Here is a 23,420-nt window from a genome sequence, read left to right on the forward strand (position 1 = left end):
CTTTGAAAGACGTTTTGTCTTCTTTAGGGGGTCTTAATCTGTAGGAAACATGCTCTTTTTTTAGTGGTTTCTGTACCACTTTATTCTTTTGGGGCTATATCATTATAATTTCTTTCATGATCTATAAGCCATTTCTTTCTTTCAACCCCTCCACCGTAGCCTCCTAATGTCCCATCTGTTTGTATTACCCTATGACATGGGACTATAATGGATAACTGATTTGCCCCGTTTGCATTGCCTATAGCTCTTATAGAGGTTGGTTTATTTATTAATTTGGCTAAATCTTTATAAGTACTCACTTTACCTATCTCTATTTTTAATAATTCATGCCAGACGGCTTTTTGAAAATTAGTACCATAAAATTTAATAGGAGTTTCAAACTTCTCAAGCTTTTTCTCAAAGTATTTTTTTAATTCATTATCAATTTTCATGGAAATCCTTGTATTTCCCGGAATAACAGCTGCGTTTAATCTTTTCCTCATGCGTTCAATTTCTTTTTCTAATCCTCTACGATCAACAAATTCAAGTAAAAATAAGAATTCATCATCCGCAATACTTACCATTGGTCCTAATTTTGTGTCCAACCAGTTCGCGTATAATATTTTTACGTTATCCGATTTAGTTGGTGGATTCCCCATTATTTTTGAAAAGGAATCAATAAACCCACTAGAAGAATCATATCCTGCATCTAGTTGAGCATTGATGATTTTTTCACCTGTTCTAATGGACTTCAGAGCCATTCCCATTCTTCTCGCTCTAGCATATTGAACAAATGTCATTCCGTAGATTTTTTTGAATTGTCTTCTCGCTGTAACTGCATGAATTCCCAGTTTTGAAAAATCAGCATCTTTCCATCTTTTTTCTGGATTTTCTTCAACAAGCTCAATCATTTCATGAACTAATGTTGGGATCTCTTTAGGATAGGACATAGGGTTACATCTTTTGCACGGTCGAAAACCAGCCAACAGTGCTTCCTCCGCAGTCTCATAAAAATGACAATTTTCATATTTGGGTTTTCTTGCTGGACAAGTCGCATGACAAAATACCCCCGTTGTCTTTATTCCAGCAAAGAAAATCCCATCATATTTTGAATCTCTTTCTAACAACGCCTGGTAATATAGTTTTTTTATTGTTTCATCATTAAACATTACAAGTTCTCCTTTTTATTTGAACATTAGAAGTTCTATTTGATTGTTCCTTTGATAACTAGTTAGACTGTTTAAGACATTTTCGTAAAAATGGTTCATATCCTTATTACCCTTGTTATTGTATGAAAAATAAAGAGATGGTCCAAAGCTAATTCTACCTATACCTAAATTTAGATAATCTATTATGTTATCTCTGTTTATATCCAACATTACATTAATAGGCACATTAACACTATTAGCTAGCTTAAAAATGTGTTTTTTATTATTTAGTCCAGGGATAAAAATGCAATCAGCCCCAGCTTCTTCATAAGCCATTATTCTTATCAAGGTTTGTTTAAGACATTCTTCACTTAGATTGTTTTTTGAACTATCTCCCATAAAATACTTGTCTGTTCTTAAATTAATGAAAATATCACTATTCAGCTTTTTACACACTTCACGGATATGAGCGATCTTTTCACATTGATCTTGGACATTATATAAAGTAGATTCCCCGCTGACTTTATCCTCAATATTTAATCCTACAACACCAATTTCAATTAATTTTACTATGTTCTTTTCCAACTCATATAAGTTAGAAGCATAGCCAGACTCTATGTCCACTGTAATAAAGTTTTCATTTGGTTGCATTTGATTTATATAAGTGATGATCTCTTCAAAAGGCATATTTTCTCCATCTTCGTAGCCATAATGAACAGCCATCGCATAACTTCCCGTGGCAACTAGTTTGATAGTGTGACTAGTTAAAGCCTTTGCACTTTCCACACTCCAAATATTTAATAGTACAAGGGGTCTACTTTTATTATGCAGTTCCCTAAAAACCTTTACTTTTTGAGAAGTATCCATTTTCCTCTTCCTTTCAGTGCATTTAGTGAGATTATAAAAGACTGATTGAAAAAGAGCATACGAAAAATGAACATGTATTTTTTAAAGAGATTTTTAAAAATATTAGAATCTAAGCTAAAAAAAGCGCTGACCTGAATACAAATTAGCGCTCTTCCCATCTATTTGTTTCATATTCCATCTTAAAAAATTACTGTAGACCAGAATAATTTGCTTTGTAGTTTAGGTATTTTATCAATTTAATTCTTCCCACTTACTTAAATACATCCGTTCTGTATGTTGTTTAGGGTTATCTATTTTACAGATGAACTCTAAACTATTACCGTCAGGGTCATTAAAATGAAATTTTATTGTTCGTATACTTTTATGAATACCGAGCCATGTAGCTGATCATCAACATAAGCATCTAATTTCCACATGCCTTTTTTAGGAAGAGACATCATTGAAGGGATATGGGCATCAGCACCGTTATTAGGTCCTCCTATTGGCAAATTTTCGATAACTGTCATCTCTTCTTTAGAGTCATTATGAGTAGCAATAACCTTCAAATTTCCTTTTAATTTCTCTGAATCTCCCCAGAAGTGCCACATATACTTGTTTGCTTCGCCAGAATAGAATCGTGTAGCCTTAGAATCATCATAAATAAAACCTAATTTGTCTTCGACTCCAATCATGCGATAGTTTTCTGATTCAAAGATACTACTTTCCTCCCATTCCTCATTGGAACAACCAACAAGATAAACAAAAGTAATAAACAAAAGGAAAAAACGAACAGAAATTTTAATCATCCATATCCCCCCTTGGAATCTAATTATGATTTAAAATTTAGACGAAGATGAATCAATTAAGTTACTAATCTTTTCGTTAATCTGTATTTCACGATTGATAAATCAACGAAGAATTATAAATCTATACCCCTCTTTATATAGAGCCACTTTTCAAAGCTTTGAATACAATCTATATGATCGTTTAGGACAGCATCATAAATATCTACACTAAAAAAGACTTTTCGATACTTAGGGTGATCATGTAAAAGATTCTTTAACTCTAATATAGTGTTTCTATTAGTATCATGAAGTTGTATTTTTATTTCTTCCGTTACATATTGTTTTTCATTAAATTCTTTTGCATCAATTGACCAAATATCAATTTTCCATTGCTGTTCAAATAGGCTTGTATGTACACCCCAATATAATCCTTTTGGCAAATGAGGTGTTTTCCCTATCATTTCATTTCTGAAGCTCATTTTAGATGGCTCTAACATATGAGAAATTTCTTTACCTAATTCAAAAAAGTTATCGTTGTTAATTGTATCTGACACGAGATAAATATCTAAATCTCTCCAGGTCATTATTTTTAAATGATAGCTTCCGCTGACATGCGGATTACTGAACTTTTTTAATAGGTCATGCAGTCCTAATGTGTAGAGAATTTCATTTGCTTCTCGGATTATTTTTTTGTTGTTTTCTTCTAAAATGATACTCATTTTGACACCTCCACAGAGCATCTTTAAATTAAGGACATCTTAATAGTTATCAAAATGAAAAATAGTTATTGTGAATAACCATTAAAGTGCATATGGTGATAAACCATTTTATTAAACGACTAAAAAGAAATGTCCACATTCATACTCATTCAAAGACAAGATATTTCCGTACTTTTTTTCCCAACTTCCATTTTCTAAATCAATGTTCAATTTATTGAGGCAATCCTGAACAACCTCTTTTTTACCTTTCGCAAGTGGAGAGGTTCCTTTTTGAAAATTTGTATCCAAGTAGATCTTTGGGTTTCTCCATCCTGCAAAGAAAAATTGATCTACTAAATCATGAGGCAAAGGAAATGCTTTGATTTTTACTGGACGCATAACCTGTTGCTCGATCAAAGTTGCTAAATCTTTTACTGGTGGATGAAATATATAGGCATTCTCTAATATAGGTGCAAAGTATTCAAACAACCAACAATCTTCATCGCATAATCTTGGATCTAAAGTGAAAATAACTATTTTTCCGTTTTCTTTTAAGACTCTTTTCATTTCTCTAAAACATAATGGTAAGTCTTGAAAGTGGTGAGATGCTAGTGTGCAAATGATTCCATCTACTGAATGATCTTCTAATGGAATCTTCTCAGCAACTCCTTCTTTCCACGTAATATTTCTATGTTGCTTTCCTTGTCTCCTCATGATTTCAGAAGGTTCCATAGCAATCACTTGATAGCCCACTTTCGCTAATTCGTAACTATAGTTTCCTGTTCCTGAACCAATATCTAATATGGTTGCTGAAGGATGGATATTAAGTTCTTGAATTATTGCTTCTGTAATGCGAGAATCTGCTTTTCTAGTAGTGTTATAGCTTTTTCCAATTTGATTATAAATCGTCATGGACTTTCCTCCTTGTATAATATTTCCTAACTGTTTTCTACTTGATCAGAAATGAGTAGAAATGGTAATTAAACTAGAATAATTCAGGTTGAAAATTTGATGAATGATAAATACAATTAGTCTATCATGGTATAATTAGAAAGTATATACATAATTGGGCTGTTGCGCGAGGGAGGGATGACAAATGACTCCTTTACTAGAAAATATTCAACAACTATCTATACTTGTTTTAGTGGTATGCTCCTTTCTTTTTTATTACTATTTGCGATCCTTAAAAAGGGAAAGAAGATTATCTGTTTTTGAACGGACCATTTATATTGTTATTCAACTAGCAGTGTTTGTTCTAGGAGGCAACTTTCTTCTGCTAGTTTTATCTTAAGCAAAGAATTAGGAAACTAACTTTGATGAAAAAGATTCTATTATTTTTAGAATAGGGAGGATGACTTGTGTATATACCTAAACACTTTCAATTAAATGATCAAGAACTGATTGATGACATGATTAAAGAATACAGCTTTGCCACGTTGATTTCTCAGCATGATGGTGCTCCTTTTGCTACTCACTTGCCCCTACTATTCAATAAAGACGACCAATGTTTATATGGGCATTTTGCTCGTGCTAATAAGCAGTGGCAAGATATAACGAATCAACAAGTACTTGTTATCTTTCAAGGTCCTCATTCTTATATCTCTCCTTCTTGGCAATCCGAAACGAATGATGTACCCACATGGAATTATATATCGATTCATATATATGGGACCGTCGATTTGATAAAGGATGAAGAAACAGTCAAAGATATCCTAACTTCTTCTGTAACGAAATATGAAAATCCTAATAGCGGCTATCATTTAAGAAATCTAGACCCAAATTATTTGAGAGGGATGCAAAAAGGTATCGTCACGATTAAAATAAACATTACTAAAATGGAAGCTAAGGCAAAATTAGGCCAAAATGATACGATCGAGCAGCAAAAACAAATCATCAATGGACTAGAAAATACACTGGAGGAAAACAACCAAAAGGTGGCGGAACTTATGAAAAGAGTTTTAGGGTTTTCTTAAGTTTTGAAGTTAGGAGATTTAAAAATGACGAAAAATAAAATCAGAACCGAAAAGTATATAAAGATTAATGAAGATAAGTTTTATACAGTTAGCATTGGCGAAGGAGAACCGATCGTCTTTCTACATGGTGGTCCTGGTAGTGAACATCGCTTCTTCTTACCTCATGTTCTGCCACTTGCCAATGAATTTAAATTGGTTTTTTATGATCAAAGAGGGTGCGGGAAGTCGCACTCTTTTAGTGATAATTATTCTATGGAAGATGAAGTGAACATGTTGGAGTCTATTCATAAAAGATTAGGTTATGAGAAAATCAGTTTATTCGGTGAATCCTGGGGCTCCATGCTGGCATTATTGTATGCGACAACCTATCCAAATAGAGTAAATAGAATCTTACTAACAGCTGCAATAGGTGTGACAAAGGAAGGCTTTGAAACATTTGGGGTAGAACTAGAAAAAAAGCTGTCGCTAGACGATAAAAGGAAGTTATTAGAATTTGAAGAAAAACTGAAAGTGAATGAAGCATCTTTGGATGATATTTTTACTATTTTAGATCCCTATTATGTTTTTTCATCTGAAACGTTGAGTAGAAAAGATAAGACGACTTTTAACCAGCAGTCCAATGAAATAATTGGGAAAGATATTACAAACAACTATGATTTAACCAAAAAAGTTGATAGACTATCACAAATACCCATTCAAGTTGCACAAGGAAGTCATGATATGATCACTCCTGCATTAGTTAAAGAGTTGTTAATAAAAAAGATCCCTCATGCGAGATTAGTAGAGATTGATCAATGTGGTCATTGGACCGTTGTCGAGTGTCCAGAGAAAATGAATGAGATTGCTTATAATTTCTTTATGGGGTAATTTCTTTTTAAATAGATTTTTGTCGAAGGAGAAATGAAATTGGAACAATTTTTATTATATAATCTAGTTTTTATTGTATTCATACTACCATTTATTACATTTGTACATGAGTTGGTCATGCTCTTGCATGTATTTTTATTTTAGGTTCTCCCTCTGAAATTAGGTTAGGTAGTAAATTTAAAGGTTCAGGTATAAAGATTGGAAAATTAACAATAAAAATACAGCCTATTAGTGGTTGGGTTGGTTTTGCTACATGTAATGTAGTAGAGAAAGAAAACAGGTTTAAATTAATTTTATTTTATTTTGGCGGTCCCTTGTTCTCTCTTCTTTTATTCGCCTTCTCAGCATTTCTAATCAGTAGTTATAAATCACCAGAAATAGCTTATCATCTATTGAATATGGTTAAAAATGGTTCTCTTGTTCAATTTTTTATGACGATTATACCTATGAAATATCCGAGGTTATTGGGGGAATCTTATGCAGGTACAAAAAGCGATGGTTTGAATATTTTACATGAAATTAGAGGTAGGAAGGTAGCGTAATTTATTCTAACATACTTGTAATTGAAGTAAGATTCGATAAAACAGGAGAATCTAATATGTCTCACCTTTTTGATCGTATTACGGAGTTTATTTTTGTTGAAACGACTGTTCTACCGGCCGATGTTATTTTAATTCCTGGTTCAAATCACCCACCTTTAATGGAGAAGGCAGCTTCCTTATATAATCAAGGTTTAGCGCCATATATACTTCCATCAGGTGGATATAAAGATCATGTTGGAATGAAAGAATATGAATATTTACGCAGACTTGGTCTTGAAAATGGTGTCCCTCAAGAAGCGATTTTGAAGGAAAATCAACCACAACATACTTTAGAAAATGCAACGTTATCTTTAAGAGTATTGAATAAAGAGAATATAAATTCGAAGAAAGTAATCATTGTATGTAAAGCCGCCCACTCTTGCCGAGCCTTATTGTCCTATCAATCTGTGTTTCCAAAAGAAGCTAAATTCTTCGTGTCACCAGTAGTAGATAGGTATGGAATAACAAAGGAAAATTGGGCTCAATCCGAAAGAGGAATCAAACGTATTATGACTGAAGTTAAGAAAGTTGAAACATATTTTGGTCAACAGGTTCCTAATTTGATAAATATTTATGAGGAGAAAAACAATGAACATACGAAATTCAGCTAAAGCCATTATTATCGATTGGGAAAAGAAAGAGGTTTTACTAGCGAAAAATCAAGATATATCGAAATAAAGAAGACAGGAGAGAAGGATGAACGCGTGTTGTAATAGTGTCATGAAGCAGATCTACTTTGTTATTCAAACCATAATAGAAATGATCGATCAAATAGAAGAGGTAGACTTAGAAAAGAGACCTTCTGTAAACAAACATTCTATTGGAGAATTATTAAGTCATATGGCTACGATTTGTGAAGCGGATTTGCTTATTTCAGATCAGAAATCTTCTGAAGAAATGGAACGATATTACTCTGGAAAACGACTAGAAAATAAGAATCAAATTAAAAATGAATTATTGGCAAATGTTCATCAATTACAAGCAAGATATTCTAGCTTGAGTGAATGCGAATTATTTGAAAAGACGACCTCCTATTGGGGTGTCACCTATACCCGTTTTGAATGGTTAGTAGAAATATTATCTCATTTATATCACCATAGAGGACAATTACATGCAATTCTCGTTCACTACTATAAAAAAGAGCTAACAGTCTCGCTATTTGAATAACAACATTAAAAGGGGTAATGAAAATGAAAACAACGAACTACACAGCAATCGCAGAAAAATACGATAAAAATCAATATAGAGTAGGGGAAGTAAAGGTGGATCAAGATTTACAAGCCTATATTGAAAAAAATAAAGATCAAACTGAAATTCATGTTTTAGATTTGTCTTGTGGCACAGGATTGTATCTTGAAAAACAAACAACTTTTTTTAAGGAAAATAAAATGAAGTGGTATGGTCTTGACCTATCAGAAGCGATGTTAAAAAAAGCGAAAGAAAAGGTAGATCATGTGGAATACACACATGGAGACGCTGAAAATATGCCCTTTTCGTCCGGAAAATTTGATTTTATTTCAAATAATTACGCTTTTCATCATTATAAAAACAAAGAGAAAGCCTTAAATGAAATGGATCGTGTTTTGAAAAAAGGCGGGATCTATAAAATGCACAATATAGCGATCCATGACATGACAAAACTATGGATGTATCACTATTTTCCATCAACTTATCATGAAGATTTAAAAAGGTTTTGGCAAAAAGACGTTATCTTTAATGAACTAACTCAACGAGGTTTTCAAGTCGAAATAAATATAGACTATAAAATGGAGCAAATACATGTGAAAGATATATTGAACTTTGCTGAAAATAGAGATATATCTGCTTTAACATTAATTAGGGACGAAGAATATCAAGAAGGCGTAGAAAAAATGAGATTCGATTTAAAGAACGACCCGAATAAAACGATCGTCAATGACTTCGCGGATATGTTTTGCTTGGCCAGAAAGGTCTAGGTAATGAAAGTAACGATAAGAACGGCTGAGAAAAAAGAGTGTGAAGATGTCCTAGAAGTGTTAAATAAAGCAACGCTCGATTTGTTAAAAAAGGGAATAAACCAATGGTCGTATCCTTGGGATCAAGAATCAATAAAACAACAATTGGATGATGCATTTGTCATGATACTAGGCAATACGATCGTTGGAACGTTTTTTATTAGTCTTAGGAACACAATCAGTGATTTAGAGTTGGAAAAGGGAAGCTACTATTTACATAAAATTGCGGTACATCCATTTCATCAAGGAAAAGATCTTGGTTCGGAAATCCTACGATTTGTTTACGCTTACGTTAAAAAGCAACAGAAATCGGTCTATTTAGCCTGTTGGGCGGGTAATGAAAAATTGAAACAATTTTATCTAAACAATGGACTCATGTATGTAGGTGACTTTCCAGAAGAGGATTATTTCATTAGTGTTTTTAAGTTTGTTTAGAGTATTGGTATAGGGAGATAATTGTAGGTTGATAATAAGGTCGCGAAGCCTTACCCTTTGGATGGTGTTTTGTCCAAAGGGTTTTTTATCGAAAACAGTATTCCACAAATAGGACGAATTGTTGAAAAATAGAAGGAGATTTATTGGAAATGTAGAAATTAATGTTTATGTAATTTACTGTATGTATTTGGAGCGTATTGATTGAAATGTTGGACAGGTGTATTTCGCAATTAAAAATTGAGCCACTTCGCAAAAAAAATTTGAGCTACTTTAGTGATCCTATTTCACAAACTTTAGAGAGAAATATTTCGCTCCATTTTTAGGCTTGACATGGAGCCTCTACGGGCATGAATTCCTGCGACTACGTGCGAGTAGGAAGGGATTCGCACCCTAACAAAGGTATCATGCCCGCCTCTCCAAATAAAGCCGCCCTTTGTATCTTCATACAAAGAATTCACAAACTTTGAGTGGCTTATTTTTTTGTTGTCATGTGGTTCACTTTTCGTGTGCTATTAACAGACAGGTATAGGACGATAATATTCATTTACTTTTTGAGGAGTAAGGTGATATAAATGAAAACAACCCAGTCAAAAGACGGTACAACTTTGGCGTACGATGTCTACGGTGATGGTCCAGCGCTCATTTACATAACGGGAGCAATCTGCCATCGCTCATTTAAGCCCATCGTACGAGATGCCAAAATATTTGCCACTGAATTCACTGTTTACAATTACGATCGCCGTGGACGCGGGGATAGTGGTAACACACTTCCTTATACTATAGAACGTGAAATTGAAGATATCGAGGCCATAATTGATGCGGCAGGAGGCAAGGCGTATTTGTATGGCCATTCTTCCGGTGCTGTGATCGCACTTGAGTCAGCACTTCGACTTGGCAACAAAGTGCAAAAAGTAATTATGTATGATGCGCCATATGTTCGTGATGACAAAGAAAAAGCCGAATACAAACAATTAAGCCAAAAAATACACGACCTTCTTGGTAGCAAGAAAAATGCAGAAACAATTCTTACATTTTTAAAGGGGATTGGGATGCCCAAAGTATTTGTTTTATTGTTACCGTTATTACCTGGCTGGAGAAATATAAAAGCTCTAGCACCAACCCTTGCTTATGATATTACTCTAACTCAGGATATGCCACCCATTGAACGGGCTACTCGTATTTCAATACCAATCCAAATAATCGTTGGTGAAAAAAGTCCGATCTCTATATATCATGTTGGTCGCCAACTAACAGAGGCAATTCCAAACGCAAGGTTTGTACAACTTGCAAAGCAAGACCACATGGTTAATGGGAAAACACTACTGCCATTACTTTCTAATTTTCTCAAGTAAAAATGTCCTAACAACCACATTATAAAAGATTAATGAAAATTGTGGTTGGACTTGTGTGGTCTAGATTATAGGAATCGTTATAGTCTCAAACAAAATTTCAGCTGAATTTAATGAGAAGTCATTTTTTTATTAAGGTTTTGAAAACATTTAATGGATTGAATTTTATAGTAAGCTGTAGAAAGCTATGAACATTAGTATAAGTTCTGTTCCAAGGGATCTCGAAAAAAGTCTTCTTGATAGGGGGCGAATATTCAAAAGAGTCTTAGCCCTTTATTTCCTATACATAAGGAATATAAGTGCATTAGGCTATTTAACTAATAAACCCTGTTACTTTAAGATGGTGCGGTATATTTAAACTCCTGTCACTAAACACCAAATTGTTTTAAATGGTGGTCGAGATGCTTATAGATTCCTTTTCCCCATTGTTCGGGAGTGAGTTTTCCGAAAAATGGATGTGGATGACGAGTACAAGCCTCTGGTCCATTCTTTTGAAATATGATTATTTTTTGTTTCAGTTTTTCTCTTTCTATTTCAAAATCTCTTCTACATGTTATTAAAATGGTTGGAATAGTCGGCATATTGTGGTCTAAAGGTTTGTCATTATAAAAGATGGGTTTTGCAAATCTCCCTACTAATAAGCCTAACCATCCTCTTTTGGGGAAAGAATCTCCCATTGCGATGTCTTGGAAAGATGAGCAATGAGCTAACATTTGGGAGGTATCCATTTTTCCCCACTTTGGTTGGGTTTTTACATTTAAGTTTTCGATACGATTTATTATTTCATCTGTATACGTGATCTCAAAAATATTATTCATTAGAATACTCCTTTAGTTTTTATTTTAACCAATAAATTCACTTGATTATTTAGATAAATAATTCAACGTCAAGGTTATTAAATCCTTTTAACAACAACCCCAATTCTGTACCGAGAAATGCTGCCTTTTTACTTTAGAGGATTACCTAAATTGTTACATCTTTTGATAATTGGTATAAATCAAAAAGTGATGTTTTTCCATAGGAGTGTGAATTTTAAATATTGAAATTAGGGGGAGAGAAATGAAAGGAATAGTTGGTGCTAATGTACCATTAGATTCTTGGACGAAAGTAAGTTCGCCAGGAAAACTTCTAATTCGGATCACGGAACATGTGGAGTAGAATGAAAAATTGAAACAGTTTTATATAAACAATGGACTCATGTATGTAGGTGACTTTCCAGAAGAGGATTATTTCATTAGTGTTTTTAAGTTTGTTTAGGGTGTATAGGGAGTTTTTCTACAGCTTTAAAGGATAATGTATGATCTAGGAGAATATTTTATGATTATCATGATTAATGGAGCATTTGGAGTGGGGAAAACCACTGTTTCACATTTACTCAAAGAAAAGATTGAAAACAGCATGATATTTGATCCAGAGGAAGTTGGCTTTTTGCTTAGAGACACTGTGCCCCATGAAGTAAGATACGAAGAAGAAAATACAGACGACTTTCAAGATTTCGTATTATGGAAAGTAGTGACTGTTCAACTGGCAGAGCATTTGATTAGTCATTATAAAGTAAACTTAATTGTTCCAATGACAATATACCAGAAGGACAACTTTCATTACATTTTCAATGGTTTTAAAAACATCGATGAAAATACGTATCATTTTTGCTTAAAAGCAAGTAAAGACACCATTTATGAAAGGCTACTTAAGCGAGGAGAAAAAGAAGGGAACTGGTGCTTTCAACAAACGGAGAAATGCTTGCAGGCCTTTGAAAATGGAAGTTTTAGAGAATATATTAATACAGAAAATATAAATGAAAATGAAGTTGTGAGTAAAATAATGGAATGTATAAACGACTCAACTAAACGGCTATGTATTTCAGAATAGGCCCGGGCGAACAGGCCTATTCCATTATGAAAGAAGAGTGAGAAAAGAAAATGTAGCATCAACCAAATAATCGTTTCATAGGAAGTTATTAATTAGTTGTAGCTTACAATACTTATATATGTATCACTTGCTTAGGTTGTATAGACGAATGTACAGGGTCATGAAAAAATGGTCATGAGTCTAGGTCGCCTTTAATGAACAAGATTTTTTCAAAGCGCCTAGTCGAAATGGTGGGTCCATTCATATGTTAATAATGAAAGGTATTATAACAAAGAGGAGTGAGACCATTGGAAAATGAACGATCAAGATCTTCTTCTGGGGGTCCTATGGGAATGATTAATGACTTTTTTCGTCAACCACCGAAGGGCTCTTTGCTAAGTCAGCTTGACAACTATTTTATGCAGTCAACGCCAATGAGAGGGTTTCCAGTTGATAAAAGTGAAACAGACCGTTACTTTATTGTCAGTGCAATGTTACCAGGGGTAAACAAAGAAAAAATTGATATCAAGGTAATTGGTGATGACCTTGTCATAAATGTTAAAGAGACAAAAACGGAAGGTACACAAAAGCTCCCTTCTGGGAAAAGAACGGTATATCTTCCTACCCATGTGGCAAAGAAAAATATGAAAGCAACATATAAAGACGGCATATTAAAGATAAAGTTCCCAAAGAAAAGCGGCATGGAAATCAAGATAGATGAAGCTGAATAAAATGACCTTAGTCTTTTAGGCTGAGGTTTTTCTTTTTCGGATGAAAAGTAAGGGGTTTCATCAGATCAGTGGAATAATATTACATGATTTTTGAGGATAATCAATTCTGGAGAATAAGACAGTCATTGGATTTCTGATTCCTGCTCTTATTGTTGTCATTTCTTATGTTGTTTCATTGGCGAAAATCAAAAGCAACGTTTTGGACAATCTAAATTGGTTTATGAGGGTAATACTATTGATTATCTTTTTTGTATGGATGTTTTTAGGGTACTTGCACGCTTGGACAACAAGTACGCATCCGTAAGATAAGGATTGTTAATATGAGAAAGAATCTACATGAGGGGATTTGCTTAATAAGAGTATGTAAGAATTGAGAATAATGACTCAATTTAAATGAGGACCTTTTTAAGAAAAATGTAAGCATCGATAGTAAGCGGGCAAATCCTGATTATTAATCCTTCTGATTGAAGAAAAGTAGCTGATAACAAAAATTCAATTTTTGACTTGATTTTTTATTGAAAAAGACAATTTTGTTAAATAACCTTCTGAAAGGACATGCTATAATATTTAAAGAAATGGAGGTGGAAACCATGGAGGAAATGTTAAAAGAGATACTTGGAGAAATTAAAAATGTCAATGGAAGAATAGACTTACTCGAGAAAAGACAAGACGAGAGAATGAATGTATTTGAAAAGAGACAGAACGAACGTTTTGAACAGATAGACAAGCGATTCGAAGAAGTGGACCGCCGCTTTGAACAGATAGATAAACATTTAAAAAAAGTAGACGGGCGACTTGACGGGATAGACAAGCGATTTGAAGGAGTAGATCGTCGTTTTGAACAGATGGAAAAACATTTAAGGCAAGTAGATCATCGCCTTGACGGGATAGACAAGCGATTTGAAGGAGTAGATCGTCGTTTTGAACAGATGGAAAAACATTTAAGGCAAGTAGATCATCGCCTTGACGGAATAGACAAACGTATTGGGGGAATGGATCAGCGACTTGATCGCCTAGAGTCTGAAGTGAAAACGATTAAAGAAGGTCAAGGTCAACTTTTAAAAAATATTATCGAAAGTATGGGACAATATACGGATAACATTATCGGATATGTAGATAGTGGAACAGACGCTTTAAATAAGCGTGTGTATAAACTCGAACAAAATTATGAAAATATTATTAACGGTAGGGCTAGAACATCCTCGGCAAAATAAATAGCACACATAGAAACTAGTCCTTTTGATTTTTCTCCTCCATTCTTACCTAAAAATCCCCTATATTTATTTCCTAACTTATATGTATGTTGCTTGATGACGCAAACGTTTGATATGATTTATAATATTGTCTATGCACGAATTATGCGGAGGTGAAGGAATTGACAAGCATTTCAAAAGATCAAGTAAAACATGTTGCCCACCTTGCTAGATTAGCGGTTACTGAAGAAGAGGCTGAGATGTTTACAAAACAGTTAGATGCAATCATTGATTTTGCAGAACAGTTAAATGAATTAGATACGACAAATGTTGAGCCAACTCATCATGTACTGAATATGAAAAACATTCTACGTGAGGACAAGCCAAAAGAAGGGTTACCATTAGAAGAAGTATTAAAAAATGCACCTGATCATCAAGATGGACAAATCAAAGTACCATCGATTTTGGAATAAGGAGGGGATAACATGTCTCTATTCGATCATAAGCTGTCACATTTAAAGAGTTTATTACATAAAAAAGAAATAACAGTCTCAGATCTTGTGGATGAGTCTTTTAAAAGGATAGAAGAAGTAGATTCAAAAGTCGATGCTTTCCTTACATTAAATGAAGAAAATGCTCGCAATTATGCAAAACAGCTAGATGAGGCTCTAAACGAAAAAGATGAATTTGGTTTGTTATTTGGAATGCCGATTGGTATAAAAGATAATATTGTCACAAAAGATTTACGAACAACGTGTGGATCGAAAATATTAGAAAATTTTAACCCAATTTATGATGCGACTGTTGTTCAAAAGCTAAAAAAAGCGGAAGCTGTTCCTATTGGTAAATTAAATATGGATGAGTTTGCGATGGGTTCTTCAAATGAAAACTCAGCTTATAAAATGACTCGCAACCCATGGAATTTAGAAACAGTTCCTGGAGGTTCTTCAGGTGGTTCAGCCGCTTCTGTTGCAGCTGGAGAAGTTCTTTTCTCCTTAGGTTCGGATACGGGGGGCTCAATACGTCAACCAGCAGCCTTCACGGGAACAGTTGGGTTTAAACCAACTTACGGACGCGTATCTCGTTTTGGATTAGTTGCCTTTGCATCTTCTTTAGATCAAATCGGACCGATCACGAGAAACGTTGAGGATAATGCCTACTTGTTACAAGCAATATCAGGCCTAGATGAAAATGATAATACCTCTGCCAATGTAGAAACGCCAGATTTCTTATCTTCTTTAACAGGCGATGTAAAAGGCTTAAAGATTGCTGTACCAAAGGAATATTTAGGTGAAGGAGTAAGTGCTGAAGCTCGTGAATCTGTACTTAATGCTCTGAAAACATTAGAGAAGCTGGGAGCGACATGGGAAGAAGTGTCCTTACCTCACTCTAAATACGGAGTAGCAACTTACTACTTAATTGCTTCATCTGAAGCCTCTTCTAACCTTTCTCGCTTTGATGGTGTTCGTTACGGATATCGCACAGACAATGCTGAAAACTTATTAGAAATGTATAAGCAAACGAGAAGTGAAGGCTTTGGAGATGAAGTGAAGCGCCGTATTATGCTAGGGACGTTTGCGTTAAGCTCTGGTTACTATGATGCTTACTATAAAAAAGCCCAACAAGTACGAACATTAATTAAGCAAGATTTTGAAAAAGTATTTGAAAAATACGATGTCATTATTGGACCAACAACTCCAACACCAGCGTTTAAAATCGGTGAGAAAATTGATGATCCATTAACGATGTACGCAAATGACATCTTAACGATCCCTGTAAACTTAGCAGGTGTTCCGGCAATAAGTGTCCCTTGTGGATTTGAAAATGGCTTACCTTTAGGATTACAAATTATCGGTAAACATTTTGATGAAAGTACGATTTACCGTGTTGCTCATACATTTGAGCAAGCAACAGACTATCATAAACAAAAACCACGACTGTAAGGGGTGACAATAGATGAATTTTGAAACAGTTATAGGACTTGAAGTACACGTTGAGTTGAAAACAGATTCAAAAATCTTTTCGAGTTCACCAAATGCATTTGGTGCAGCACCAAACACAAATACTTCGGTCATTGATTTAGGTTATCCAGGCGTACTTCCTGTTGTCAATAAAGAAGCAGTTAACTTTGCGATGAAAGCAGCCATGGCATTAAATTGCGAAATTGCAACGGAAACGAAATTTGATCGAAAAAATTACTTTTACCCTGACAATCCGAAAGCTTACCAAATTTCTCAATTTGATAAACCAATTGGAGAAAACGGCTGGATTGAGATTGAAGTCAATGGTGAGAAAAAGAAAATAGGGATTACACGTCTTCATTTAGAAGAAGATGCTGGGAAGCTCACTCATAGTGGAGAAGGCTATTCTTTAGTGGATTACAACCGTCAAGGTACACCTTTAATTGAAATCGTGTCTGAACCAGATATTCGTACACCAGAAGAAGCGTATGCATACTTAGAGAAACTCAAATCCATTATCCAATATACAGGCGTATCCGACTGTAAAATGGAAGAAGGTTCACTTCGTTGTGATGCCAACCTTTCGTTACGTCCGATTGGTCAAGAAAAGTTTGGAACAAAAACGGAATTAAAGAACTTAAACTCCTTTGCTTTTGTTCAAAAAGGATTAGAGTATGAAGAGATACGTCAAGAAAAAGTTTTATTAACGGGCGGTGTCATTGATCAAGAGACACGTCGTTATGACGAACAAACGAAAACAACGATCTTGATGCGTGTGAAGGAAGGTTCAGATGATTATCGTTACTTCCCTGAACCAGACTTAGTCGAACTATACATCGATGACGAATGGAAAGAAAGAGTAGCCAAATCGATTCCTGAACTTCCAGATCAACGAAAAGCACGTTACATAGAAGAATTAGGTTTACCTTCTTACGATGCAATGGTGCTAACGCTCACAAAAGAAATGTCGGATTTCTTTGATGAAACTGTTAAAGTAGGAGTGATGCGAAGAAAGCTTCTAACTGGTTAATGGGTGAAGTGTCTGCCTACTTAAATGCCAATCAAAAGGAATTATCAGAAGTACCTTTAACACCTAAATCTTTAGCTGAGCTAGTAAAGCTTATTGATGAAGGGGGACACTTTCTTCGAAAATGGCAAAGAAAGTATTTAAGGAATTAATTGAAAATGGTGGCGATCCTCATAAGATTGTTAAAGAAAAAGGATTAGTGCAAATTTCAGATGAGGCGACAATTAAGAAGTTTGTCAACGAAACGTTGGATGCAAATCCTCAGTCAATTGAAGACTTCAAAAATGGTAAGGATCGAGCGATCGGCTTCTTAGTCGGTCAAATTATGAAAAAGACGAAGGGTCAAGCAAATCCTCCGTTAGTCAATAAGTTTTTATTGGAAGAAATTAAAAAGCGCTAACACACTTTAGAACCAGCTATGAAGAAGATCATGGCTGGTTTTTTATATGATAGGTATGAGAAGTTTTGGTAGGATTGTTTACTATGATGATATATTTGGTTATGATAAGTAATGGATAAAAGTTCTTTTCGAAAGTAAACGGTTGGTATATAATAGTCAATTGTGAGAATAAAAAATAGACCTTAGACACGTATACATTGAAAACAAACATGTGTAGAATTATACAAATACATTCAACATAATAGGATGATGGGGAATGAAAAAAGCGAGAATTATATATAATCCAACGTCTGGACGAGAAGCGTTTAAAAGACAACTAGCAGGCGTTATTAATGAATTTGAAAGAGCAGGATATGAAACATCTTGTCATGCAACGACCGGAGAAGGTGATGCCATTGAAGCAGCTAAGTACGCTTGTGAGCGCAAGTTTGATTTAGTCGTTGCTGCAGGTGGAGATGGTACGGTAAATGAAATCGTTAATGGAATAGCGGTTATGGATTATCGTCCTACATTAGGAATTATTCCAGTAGGTACGACGAATGACTTTGCAAGAGCCATCGGTATGCCAAGAGATAACATTTTAAAAGGGGCCAAAGCTATTATAGATGGGGCTCCAAGAAAGATTGATATCGGTAAAGTAAATGATAGTTACTTTATTAATATTGCTGGTGGAGGTCGGTTAACGGAGTTAACGTATGATGTACCAAGTAAATTAAAAACGATGCTCGGTCAGCTCGCCTATTATTTAAAAGGAATAGAAATGCTTCCTTCTATAAGACCATCCCAAGCAAAAATTGAGTTCGATGGTGAACAATTTGAGGGAGAAGTCATGTTGTTTTTAGTTTCTTTAACAAACTCAGTAGGTGGTTTTGAAAAACTAGCACCGCAATCAAGACTAAATGACGGAATGTTTGACTTGTTAATCTTAAAGAAGACGAATTTAGCTGAGTTCATTCGAATCGTTACATTAGCGCTTCGTGGAGAACATGTTAAGGATTCTCATGTTATTTATAGGCAAGTAAAAAAAAATAAAGGTTGAGACAGATCAAAAAATGATGCTTAATTTAGATGGAGAATACGGGGGGCTATTACCTGGTGATTTTGAAAATCTATTTGAGCATATTGAAGTCATCATGTCGAAGGAAAAATCTGAGCGAATGGATGAACTTGATCGTATGATAGAATTGAGTGATTAGCAGGGCGCCTGAGAAAAGGGGTCCTACTTTTAATATGGTCTAACCTATTTTTTAAATGAAAAGGAAGATTCAACTATGACGAAACAAACCCCTCCTGTACAAAAAAAACGAGTATTACAACGTTCAATTTGAAGATTTAACCCATGATGGTGCAGGAGTAGCGAAGGTTGACGGTTTTCCTATTTTTGTTCAAGGTGCTCTTCCAGATGAAAAGGGAAAAATAAAGGTTATCAAAGTAAAAAAAGGGTTTGCCTTTGGACGCTTAATGGAGCTCACTGAACAAAGTAAGGAAAGACAAGATGCACCTTGCCCAATCTATAAGCAATGTGGTGGGTGTCAGCTTCAACATTTAAGTTATCAAGGGCAACTCGACTACAAACAAAAACAAGTTAAAGATGTCCTTAAGCGCATAGGCAAACTTGATTTAGAAAAGGTAAAGGTCCATCCTACATTAGGGATGGAGGACCCTTGGAATTATAGAAACAAAGCTCAAGTCCCAGTCGGAGAACGTGAAGGAGGGCTTGTAGCAGGTTTTTATCAACAAAGGTCACATGAAATCATTAATATGGAAAGGTGTCTCATCCAGCAGGCAGAAAATGACCATGTTGTCCAAGCTGTTAAAGAAATTTGTGAACGATTCGGCATTAAAGCATATGATGAAAAAAAGCATAAAGGATGGCTACGTCATATAATCGTTCGCTATGGCTATGTGTCGGGACAAATGATGCTTGTATTTGTCACAAAAACATCAGATTTCCCCCATACAAAAGCCTTATTACAGGAAATCACGAGCCAGTTTTCAATGATTCGCTCAATTGTCCAAAACGTAAATAGTAAACGAACAAACGTGATTTTTGGTGAGGAAACGAATGTCCTGTTTGGCTCAGAATATATATATGACAAAATCGGTGATATAGAGTTTGCCATTTCAGCACGTTCGTTTTATCAAGTAAATCCAGAACAAACAAGAGTACTATATGATAAAGCACTGGAATATGCAGAATTAACAGGTGAAGAATCCGTTATCGACGCTTATTGCGGGATTGGCACAATCTCGTTATTTTTAGCGCAAAAAGCAAAACAAGTTTTCGGTGTCGAAATTGTTCCAGAGGCGATTGAAGATGCAAAACGAAACGCAGAACTAAATGGAATGTCGAACGCCGAGTTTGCGGTCGGACAAGCAGAAGAGGTCATTCCAACCTGGTATAAGGAAGGGAATAAAGCAGAAGTAATTGTCGTCGATCCACCTAGAAAAGGCTGTGATGAAGCCCTTCTTCAAACGATCATCGATATGAAGCCAAAACGAGTCGTTTACGTTTCTTGCAATCCATCCACCCTAGCCAGAGACTTACACATCCTCGAACAAGGAGGATTTGAAACAAAAGAGGTCCAACCTGTTGACATGTTTCCTCACACATCTCACGTTGAGACAGTCGCGTTGATAGAGTTGAAATAGCTTAGTATCAATAGGTTGAGTGTATTTAAATTGAATATTCAAGTGTGTTTTATGTTCCCTCGGACTATTGGTTCGGGGGATTTTTTGACCCCCGGGGGTTTTATTGTTACGCGGAAAAGAGTAGTGAAGTTTTATGGAGATGTTTTAGTGATTTGGGGGGAGACCTTTTTTTTTAGAAAAGTGATACAAACCCTATGGCTTACAATATAGTTTCTGTAGGACATACGGCAGATACGGTAGAAGGTGAATTACTAAGAGCAATAGAAAGACTTCGATATGAGGCGCAAAATAATGGGAATGGTCACTGGGATGATGGATTTGAACTTTTTTGTATGTATATATGAGAGACATTAAATGACGAAAGAGTATTCAAAAATGAAGTTTTACAACAAATAAGAAGAAATATTGAGACCTTATTGAATTATGAAAGCCCATATTTAGAAGATGATTTATATGACAGGATAATAAATCAAACGATTGAGTAGAGTCATTCACATAATGGTCCTATATCTAGGGAGAAGGACCCCGATCAACTTAGATAGGAAAGAAGGAGGTTATATGTTTATGAACGATAGAAAACAGTTATTGCAACAAAAGTTAAAGGCAACTAAGCAAAAAATTAGCAGAAAAGAGTTAATAGAGTTGCTACCTGATAATCTTTCAGTAGTTATAGAGGAAGCTACGTTCTTTACTGATCCTAAAGTAGAACATATTTTAAACAACTTATATAATTTATGGAACAATGAATTGCACCTACACAGCTTTATTAATAAGTACAGCGAAAACAGAAAAGAATTTAGTTGGGAAAATGAGGTGATTAGTTTTGTTCAAGGGTTAAATTTTAAACAGGAACTAGGATATTTATATGTTGGCATAGAAAAAAGTCCTCTTTATCTTGTTGGTGGTAAATGGCTAATAGAGAATTTTGATGTGTTCTGGGAACAAATTAGTTTTGAAGACATATGGTTTTTTGGGAAAGATCTTAGTAATGGGGTATTAGTTTCTCAGTACGGAGGATATTTAGAACACGATCCAAACCCCAAAGAAATAATGTATGCTATTACATATTGGGGCATTGATAAATAAGATTTAGCTTTAACAAATAGTATAGAGAAAGTACGGAGGAGTTGATCGTATTGAATGATCAAGAAGAAGGTTTTGTGATAGATGGTATATCACCAGATGGAAAGTGGTTAGTAGTCTTTGAGGATAATGGAGAACCAGCTTACTTGTATTTATATTCTCTAACATCCAGTGGTGATATTTCAGGAATTGTTGATCACCTATGGATTTATAATCAAATATCCCCTCCTATCGACGAGTGTGATCAAGTGAGTATTGTATGGTCAGCAGATTCTATGAAATCTATCATTATTGTAGACGGTGAATGTTGGGGAATGTTTGACCTTTTATCAATGAGAAAACTCACTGCTCCAAGGGATCAAAACATTATAGTAACTATTCCATTAGAAATTTGGGAAGAAGGAATTCCATCTCAATTAGGAGAAACATTAGGTGTATTATTACACTAAAATAAGCTCTTCCATTCCCTTATTTGCTCAAGAATTGGATCATCTTTACTAACAGGTATTTTTTAAATTTCAAAGTCCCTTGGCTGTTCATTAATAATTCTGTTTAAAAGCTTTTGCTTTAATTCTTTTCTGTCGATTACGGAGCCTCCTATCAAAAGAATACATAAGCTAGTTGTTCGGGAAGGGTTCTGTTTTTTATTAACGGGGTCCGTTACCTATCGCAACAACATCTATTTGCATAAGAAAATGAATATGTAAATGTATAGAAAATCGCATTATGTTTTGAATAGGTATTATGATAACAAAAAAACGGTACCTCAACCCTTAACGGACCAGGATGCGGCTTTTATTTTATTCCGGGGGTTTATACAATTAAAGCCCCCGTTTCTGTATGAATCGATTTTAAGAAATTTTAGTACTTATTTTGATTTAACGCAACCTATCTAAATATATCTTCTAATTTTATTCGTATGCTTTAAATTGATCTTCGCTCTCATTTAATACAATTAATTCTCCTTCAATCCTATCTATACCTATTAGAATATAGGAGTTCTTTTCTTTTGCGTCTTCATTTATTTCTTTGATTGATATTGTTGTGTTATTTTCAGTAATGTCTGCCTTTGAAAATTCCAAAGTTTTGTCACTTGATCCAGATGAAATAACTACCATCTTTCTTCCTTCCGAAATTGTAAAGACTTTATATCCTCGAAAATCTGTTTCATTATTTTGGAGTTGTACCACATAGTTTCCTACATTGCTATCTTCGTCAATCCTATCTTTTTCTAACACCCAGGTATTAGAAACGCAAGCACTCAATGTTACCAGTAACAGGAATACCAATAGCAATAATTTTTTCATAACCTTAGTGCCCTCCATTCTACCAAATAACTATACAACTTCAACTAAAGCACCCTAATGTTGAGGATAACCACTATTCCAAATACTAAATGTGATGGTTTTGAGCCTTACATCATTTTATCAAGTACTATTGAAGATAAAGATGTGATAGTTGTTGGAAAGTGAAAACCATTTTAAATTCAAAAGTTGATATGGAAAAGTTACAAAAATACAAAGACCAATTCACATCGTACCAAAAAAAGTATAAAACCAACTAAAAAAGCATTAAGAAATTAATTAAAATGTTTGAGATAATTGCTGGTCAATTTTTAATTTAGCAATTCTAATACCACCATCCAATCATAATGCCAAAGAAAGATTTCTGACGCATTTTTGTATGAGCAAATAAGCTCTCCCATTCCCTTATTTGCTCAAGAATTGGATCATCATCGCTAACAGGTATCTTTTTAATTTCAAAATCCTTAGGTTGTTCATTAAAAATTCTGTTTAGAAGCTCTTGCTTCAATTCTTCTCTTTCCATTACTGAATCTCCTATCAAAAGAATATATAAGTTAATTGTT

At 34.6% G+C, this 23,420-nt stretch carries 24 protein-coding genes and 3 pseudogenes; 19 read left to right on the forward strand and 8 right to left on the reverse strand.

Annotated features, from left to right (window positions below; all coding sequences use genetic code 11):
- Positions 1-80: 80 nt before the first annotated feature.
- The 5 genes from LC087_RS16320 to LC087_RS16340 all read right to left on the reverse strand — a co-directional run bounded on the left by LC087_RS16320 (position 81) and on the right by LC087_RS16340 (position 4,368).
- A complete protein-coding gene (locus LC087_RS16320) occupies positions 81-1,148 on the reverse strand; it encodes a bifunctional transcriptional activator/DNA repair enzyme AdaA (RefSeq protein ID WP_226542617.1) in 1,068 nt (355 codons plus the stop codon).
- A gap of 15 nt (positions 1,149-1,163) precedes the next feature.
- Complete coding sequence (locus LC087_RS16325; RefSeq protein ID WP_226542618.1) at positions 1,164-1,994, reverse strand: isocitrate lyase/PEP mutase family protein; 831 nt, start codon at positions 1,992-1,994, stop codon at positions 1,164-1,166.
- 344 nt (positions 1,995-2,338) lie between these two features.
- The gene (locus LC087_RS16330) at positions 2,339-2,779 is read right to left on the reverse strand and encodes a DUF4871 domain-containing protein (RefSeq protein ID WP_226542619.1); all 441 of its coding nucleotides are present in this window, start codon (positions 2,777-2,779) and stop codon (positions 2,339-2,341) included.
- 113 nt (positions 2,780-2,892) lie between these two features.
- On the reverse strand, positions 2,893-3,477 hold the full coding sequence (locus tag LC087_RS16335; RefSeq protein ID WP_226542621.1) for a hypothetical protein: 585 nt from the start codon (positions 3,475-3,477) through the stop codon (positions 2,893-2,895).
- Between the two features lie 111 nt (positions 3,478-3,588).
- A complete protein-coding gene (locus LC087_RS16340; RefSeq protein WP_226542623.1) occupies positions 3,589-4,368 on the reverse strand; it encodes a class I SAM-dependent methyltransferase in 780 nt (259 codons plus the stop codon).
- Positions 4,369-4,552: 184 nt separating this feature from the next.
- On the opposite strand from LC087_RS16340, the gene LC087_RS16345 reads away from it, so the two are divergent.
- From LC087_RS16345 to LC087_RS16380, 8 genes are all read left to right on the forward strand, one after another.
- Complete coding sequence (locus tag LC087_RS16345; protein WP_306019709.1) at positions 4,553-4,747, forward strand: hypothetical protein; 195 nt, start codon at positions 4,553-4,555, stop codon at positions 4,745-4,747.
- A 67-nt stretch (positions 4,748-4,814) separates the two neighbouring features.
- Positions 4,815-5,429 (forward strand): FMN-binding negative transcriptional regulator, encoded by a 615-nt coding sequence (locus tag LC087_RS16350; RefSeq protein WP_226542627.1) that lies wholly within the window; start codon positions 4,815-4,817, stop codon positions 5,427-5,429.
- 24 nt (positions 5,430-5,453) lie between these two features.
- Complete coding sequence (locus tag LC087_RS16355; RefSeq protein ID WP_226542629.1) at positions 5,454-6,296, forward strand: alpha/beta fold hydrolase; 843 nt, start codon at positions 5,454-5,456, stop codon at positions 6,294-6,296.
- Positions 6,297-6,894: 598 nt separating this feature from the next.
- Complete coding sequence (locus LC087_RS16360; RefSeq protein WP_226542633.1) at positions 6,895-7,488, forward strand: YdcF family protein; 594 nt, start codon at positions 6,895-6,897, stop codon at positions 7,486-7,488.
- A gap of 85 nt (positions 7,489-7,573) precedes the next feature.
- Positions 7,574-8,044, forward strand: coding sequence for a DinB family protein (locus LC087_RS16365; protein WP_226542635.1), 471 nt, complete (start codon positions 7,574-7,576; stop codon positions 8,042-8,044).
- A gap of 23 nt (positions 8,045-8,067) precedes the next feature.
- Complete coding sequence (locus tag LC087_RS16370) at positions 8,068-8,832, forward strand: class I SAM-dependent methyltransferase (RefSeq protein WP_226542637.1); 765 nt, start codon at positions 8,068-8,070, stop codon at positions 8,830-8,832.
- A 3-nt stretch (positions 8,833-8,835) separates the two neighbouring features.
- Entirely contained in the window at positions 8,836-9,306 is a 471-nt protein-coding gene (locus LC087_RS16375; RefSeq protein ID WP_226542639.1) for a GNAT family N-acetyltransferase, read from the forward strand.
- 572 nt (positions 9,307-9,878) lie between these two features.
- On the forward strand, positions 9,879-10,658 hold the full coding sequence (locus tag LC087_RS16380; RefSeq protein WP_226542641.1) for an alpha/beta fold hydrolase: 780 nt from the start codon (positions 9,879-9,881) through the stop codon (positions 10,656-10,658).
- Between the two features lie 365 nt (positions 10,659-11,023).
- Here LC087_RS16380 and LC087_RS16385 read toward each other — a convergent pair whose 3' ends face one another.
- Positions 11,024-11,473: a DUF1569 domain-containing protein gene (locus LC087_RS16385; RefSeq protein WP_226542643.1), complete on the reverse strand. Its 450-nt coding sequence runs from the start codon at positions 11,471-11,473 to the stop codon at positions 11,024-11,026.
- Positions 11,474-11,972: 499 nt separating this feature from the next.
- Here LC087_RS16385 and LC087_RS16390 point away from each other — a divergent pair, with 499 nt between their 5' ends.
- From LC087_RS16390 to LC087_RS16440, 11 genes and pseudogenes are all read left to right on the forward strand, one after another.
- Entirely contained in the window at positions 11,973-12,527 is a 555-nt protein-coding gene (locus LC087_RS16390; protein ID WP_226542645.1) for an AAA family ATPase, read from the forward strand.
- A gap of 287 nt (positions 12,528-12,814) precedes the next feature.
- A complete protein-coding gene (locus LC087_RS16395) occupies positions 12,815-13,237 on the forward strand; it encodes an Hsp20/alpha crystallin family protein (protein WP_226542647.1) in 423 nt (140 codons plus the stop codon).
- Positions 13,238-13,827: 590 nt separating this feature from the next.
- Complete coding sequence (locus LC087_RS16400) at positions 13,828-14,451, forward strand: hypothetical protein (RefSeq protein ID WP_226542649.1); 624 nt, start codon at positions 13,828-13,830, stop codon at positions 14,449-14,451.
- Positions 14,452-14,612: 161 nt separating this feature from the next.
- Positions 14,613-14,903 carry an Asp-tRNA(Asn)/Glu-tRNA(Gln) amidotransferase subunit GatC gene (gatC, locus tag LC087_RS16405; protein ID WP_226542651.1) on the forward strand — a complete coding sequence of 97 codons (291 nt, stop codon included), beginning with the start codon at positions 14,613-14,615 and terminating at the stop codon, positions 14,901-14,903.
- A gap of 12 nt (positions 14,904-14,915) precedes the next feature.
- A complete protein-coding gene (gene gatA, locus LC087_RS16410) occupies positions 14,916-16,373 on the forward strand; it encodes an Asp-tRNA(Asn)/Glu-tRNA(Gln) amidotransferase subunit GatA (protein WP_226542653.1) in 1,458 nt (485 codons plus the stop codon).
- A 13-nt stretch (positions 16,374-16,386) separates the two neighbouring features.
- Positions 16,387-17,818, forward strand: a pseudogene (gene gatB / locus LC087_RS16415) (Asp-tRNA(Asn)/Glu-tRNA(Gln) amidotransferase subunit GatB).
- A gap of 256 nt (positions 17,819-18,074) precedes the next feature.
- Positions 18,075-19,014 (forward strand): annotated as a pseudogene (locus LC087_RS16420) (diacylglycerol kinase).
- Between the two features lie 75 nt (positions 19,015-19,089).
- Positions 19,090-20,470 (forward strand): annotated as a pseudogene (rlmD, locus tag LC087_RS16425) (23S rRNA (uracil(1939)-C(5))-methyltransferase RlmD).
- Positions 20,471-20,664: 194 nt separating this feature from the next.
- Positions 20,665-20,814: a hypothetical protein gene (locus tag LC087_RS16430; RefSeq protein ID WP_226542661.1), complete on the forward strand. Its 150-nt coding sequence runs from the start codon at positions 20,665-20,667 to the stop codon at positions 20,812-20,814.
- Between the two features lie 220 nt (positions 20,815-21,034).
- Positions 21,035-21,556 (forward strand): hypothetical protein, encoded by a 522-nt coding sequence (locus tag LC087_RS16435; RefSeq protein ID WP_226542663.1) that lies wholly within the window; start codon positions 21,035-21,037, stop codon positions 21,554-21,556.
- A gap of 50 nt (positions 21,557-21,606) precedes the next feature.
- Complete coding sequence (locus LC087_RS16440; protein WP_226542665.1) at positions 21,607-22,002, forward strand: DUF2251 domain-containing protein; 396 nt, start codon at positions 21,607-21,609, stop codon at positions 22,000-22,002.
- A gap of 462 nt (positions 22,003-22,464) precedes the next feature.
- On the opposite strand, the gene LC087_RS16445 is transcribed toward LC087_RS16440, so the two are convergent.
- The gene (locus LC087_RS16445) at positions 22,465-22,860 is read right to left on the reverse strand and encodes a hypothetical protein (RefSeq protein WP_226542667.1); all 396 of its coding nucleotides are present in this window, start codon (positions 22,858-22,860) and stop codon (positions 22,465-22,467) included.
- 322 nt (positions 22,861-23,182) lie between these two features.
- Positions 23,183-23,380, reverse strand: a complete 198-nt coding sequence (locus LC087_RS16450; RefSeq protein WP_226542669.1) for a hypothetical protein — start codon at positions 23,378-23,380, stop codon at positions 23,183-23,185.
- Positions 23,381-23,420 lie beyond the last annotated feature (40 nt).

The sequence above is a fragment of the Bacillus carboniphilus genome, assembly GCF_020524035.2.
Taxonomy (GTDB): Bacteria; Bacillota; Bacilli; order Bacillales; family JAIVKR01; genus Bacillus_CC.

Coding starts and splice junctions, on each gene's coding strand:
- LC087_RS16345 (WP_306019709.1), top strand. CDS start 4,553: ATGACTCCTTTACTAGAAAATATTCAACAACTATCTATACTTGTTTTA.
- LC087_RS16435 (WP_226542663.1), top strand. CDS start 21,035: ATGAACGATAGAAAACAGTTATTGCAACAAAAGTTAAAGGCAACTAAG.
- LC087_RS16450 (WP_226542669.1), bottom strand. CDS start 23,380: ATGGAAAGAGAAGAATTGAAGCAAGAGCTTCTAAACAGAATTTTTAAT.
- gatA (WP_226542653.1), top strand. CDS start 14,916: ATGTCTCTATTCGATCATAAGCTGTCACATTTAAAGAGTTTATTACAT.
- LC087_RS16445 (WP_226542667.1), bottom strand. CDS start 22,860: ATGAAAAAATTATTGCTATTGGTATTCCTGTTACTGGTAACATTGAGT.
- LC087_RS16385 (WP_226542643.1), bottom strand. CDS start 11,473: ATGAATAATATTTTTGAGATCACGTATACAGATGAAATAATAAATCGT.
- LC087_RS16325 (WP_226542618.1), bottom strand. CDS start 1,994: ATGGATACTTCTCAAAAAGTAAAGGTTTTTAGGGAACTGCATAATAAA.
- LC087_RS16400 (WP_226542649.1), top strand. CDS start 13,828: ATGGAGGAAATGTTAAAAGAGATACTTGGAGAAATTAAAAATGTCAAT.
- LC087_RS16430 (WP_226542661.1), top strand. CDS start 20,665: ATGGCTTACAATATAGTTTCTGTAGGACATACGGCAGATACGGTAGAA.
- LC087_RS16335 (WP_226542621.1), bottom strand. CDS start 3,477: ATGAGTATCATTTTAGAAGAAAACAACAAAAAAATAATCCGAGAAGCA.
- LC087_RS16330 (WP_226542619.1), bottom strand. CDS start 2,779: ATGATTAAAATTTCTGTTCGTTTTTTCCTTTTGTTTATTACTTTTGTT.
- LC087_RS16365 (WP_226542635.1), top strand. CDS start 7,574: ATGAACGCGTGTTGTAATAGTGTCATGAAGCAGATCTACTTTGTTATT.
- LC087_RS16390 (WP_226542645.1), top strand. CDS start 11,973: ATGATTATCATGATTAATGGAGCATTTGGAGTGGGGAAAACCACTGTT.
- LC087_RS16380 (WP_226542641.1), top strand. CDS start 9,879: ATGAAAACAACCCAGTCAAAAGACGGTACAACTTTGGCGTACGATGTC.
- LC087_RS16340 (WP_226542623.1), bottom strand. CDS start 4,368: ATGACGATTTATAATCAAATTGGAAAAAGCTATAACACTACTAGAAAA.
- LC087_RS16355 (WP_226542629.1), top strand. CDS start 5,454: ATGACGAAAAATAAAATCAGAACCGAAAAGTATATAAAGATTAATGAA.
- LC087_RS16370 (WP_226542637.1), top strand. CDS start 8,068: ATGAAAACAACGAACTACACAGCAATCGCAGAAAAATACGATAAAAAT.
- LC087_RS16375 (WP_226542639.1), top strand. CDS start 8,836: ATGAAAGTAACGATAAGAACGGCTGAGAAAAAAGAGTGTGAAGATGTC.
- LC087_RS16320 (WP_226542617.1), bottom strand. CDS start 1,148: ATGTTTAATGATGAAACAATAAAAAAACTATATTACCAGGCGTTGTTA.
- LC087_RS16360 (WP_226542633.1), top strand. CDS start 6,895: ATGTCTCACCTTTTTGATCGTATTACGGAGTTTATTTTTGTTGAAACG.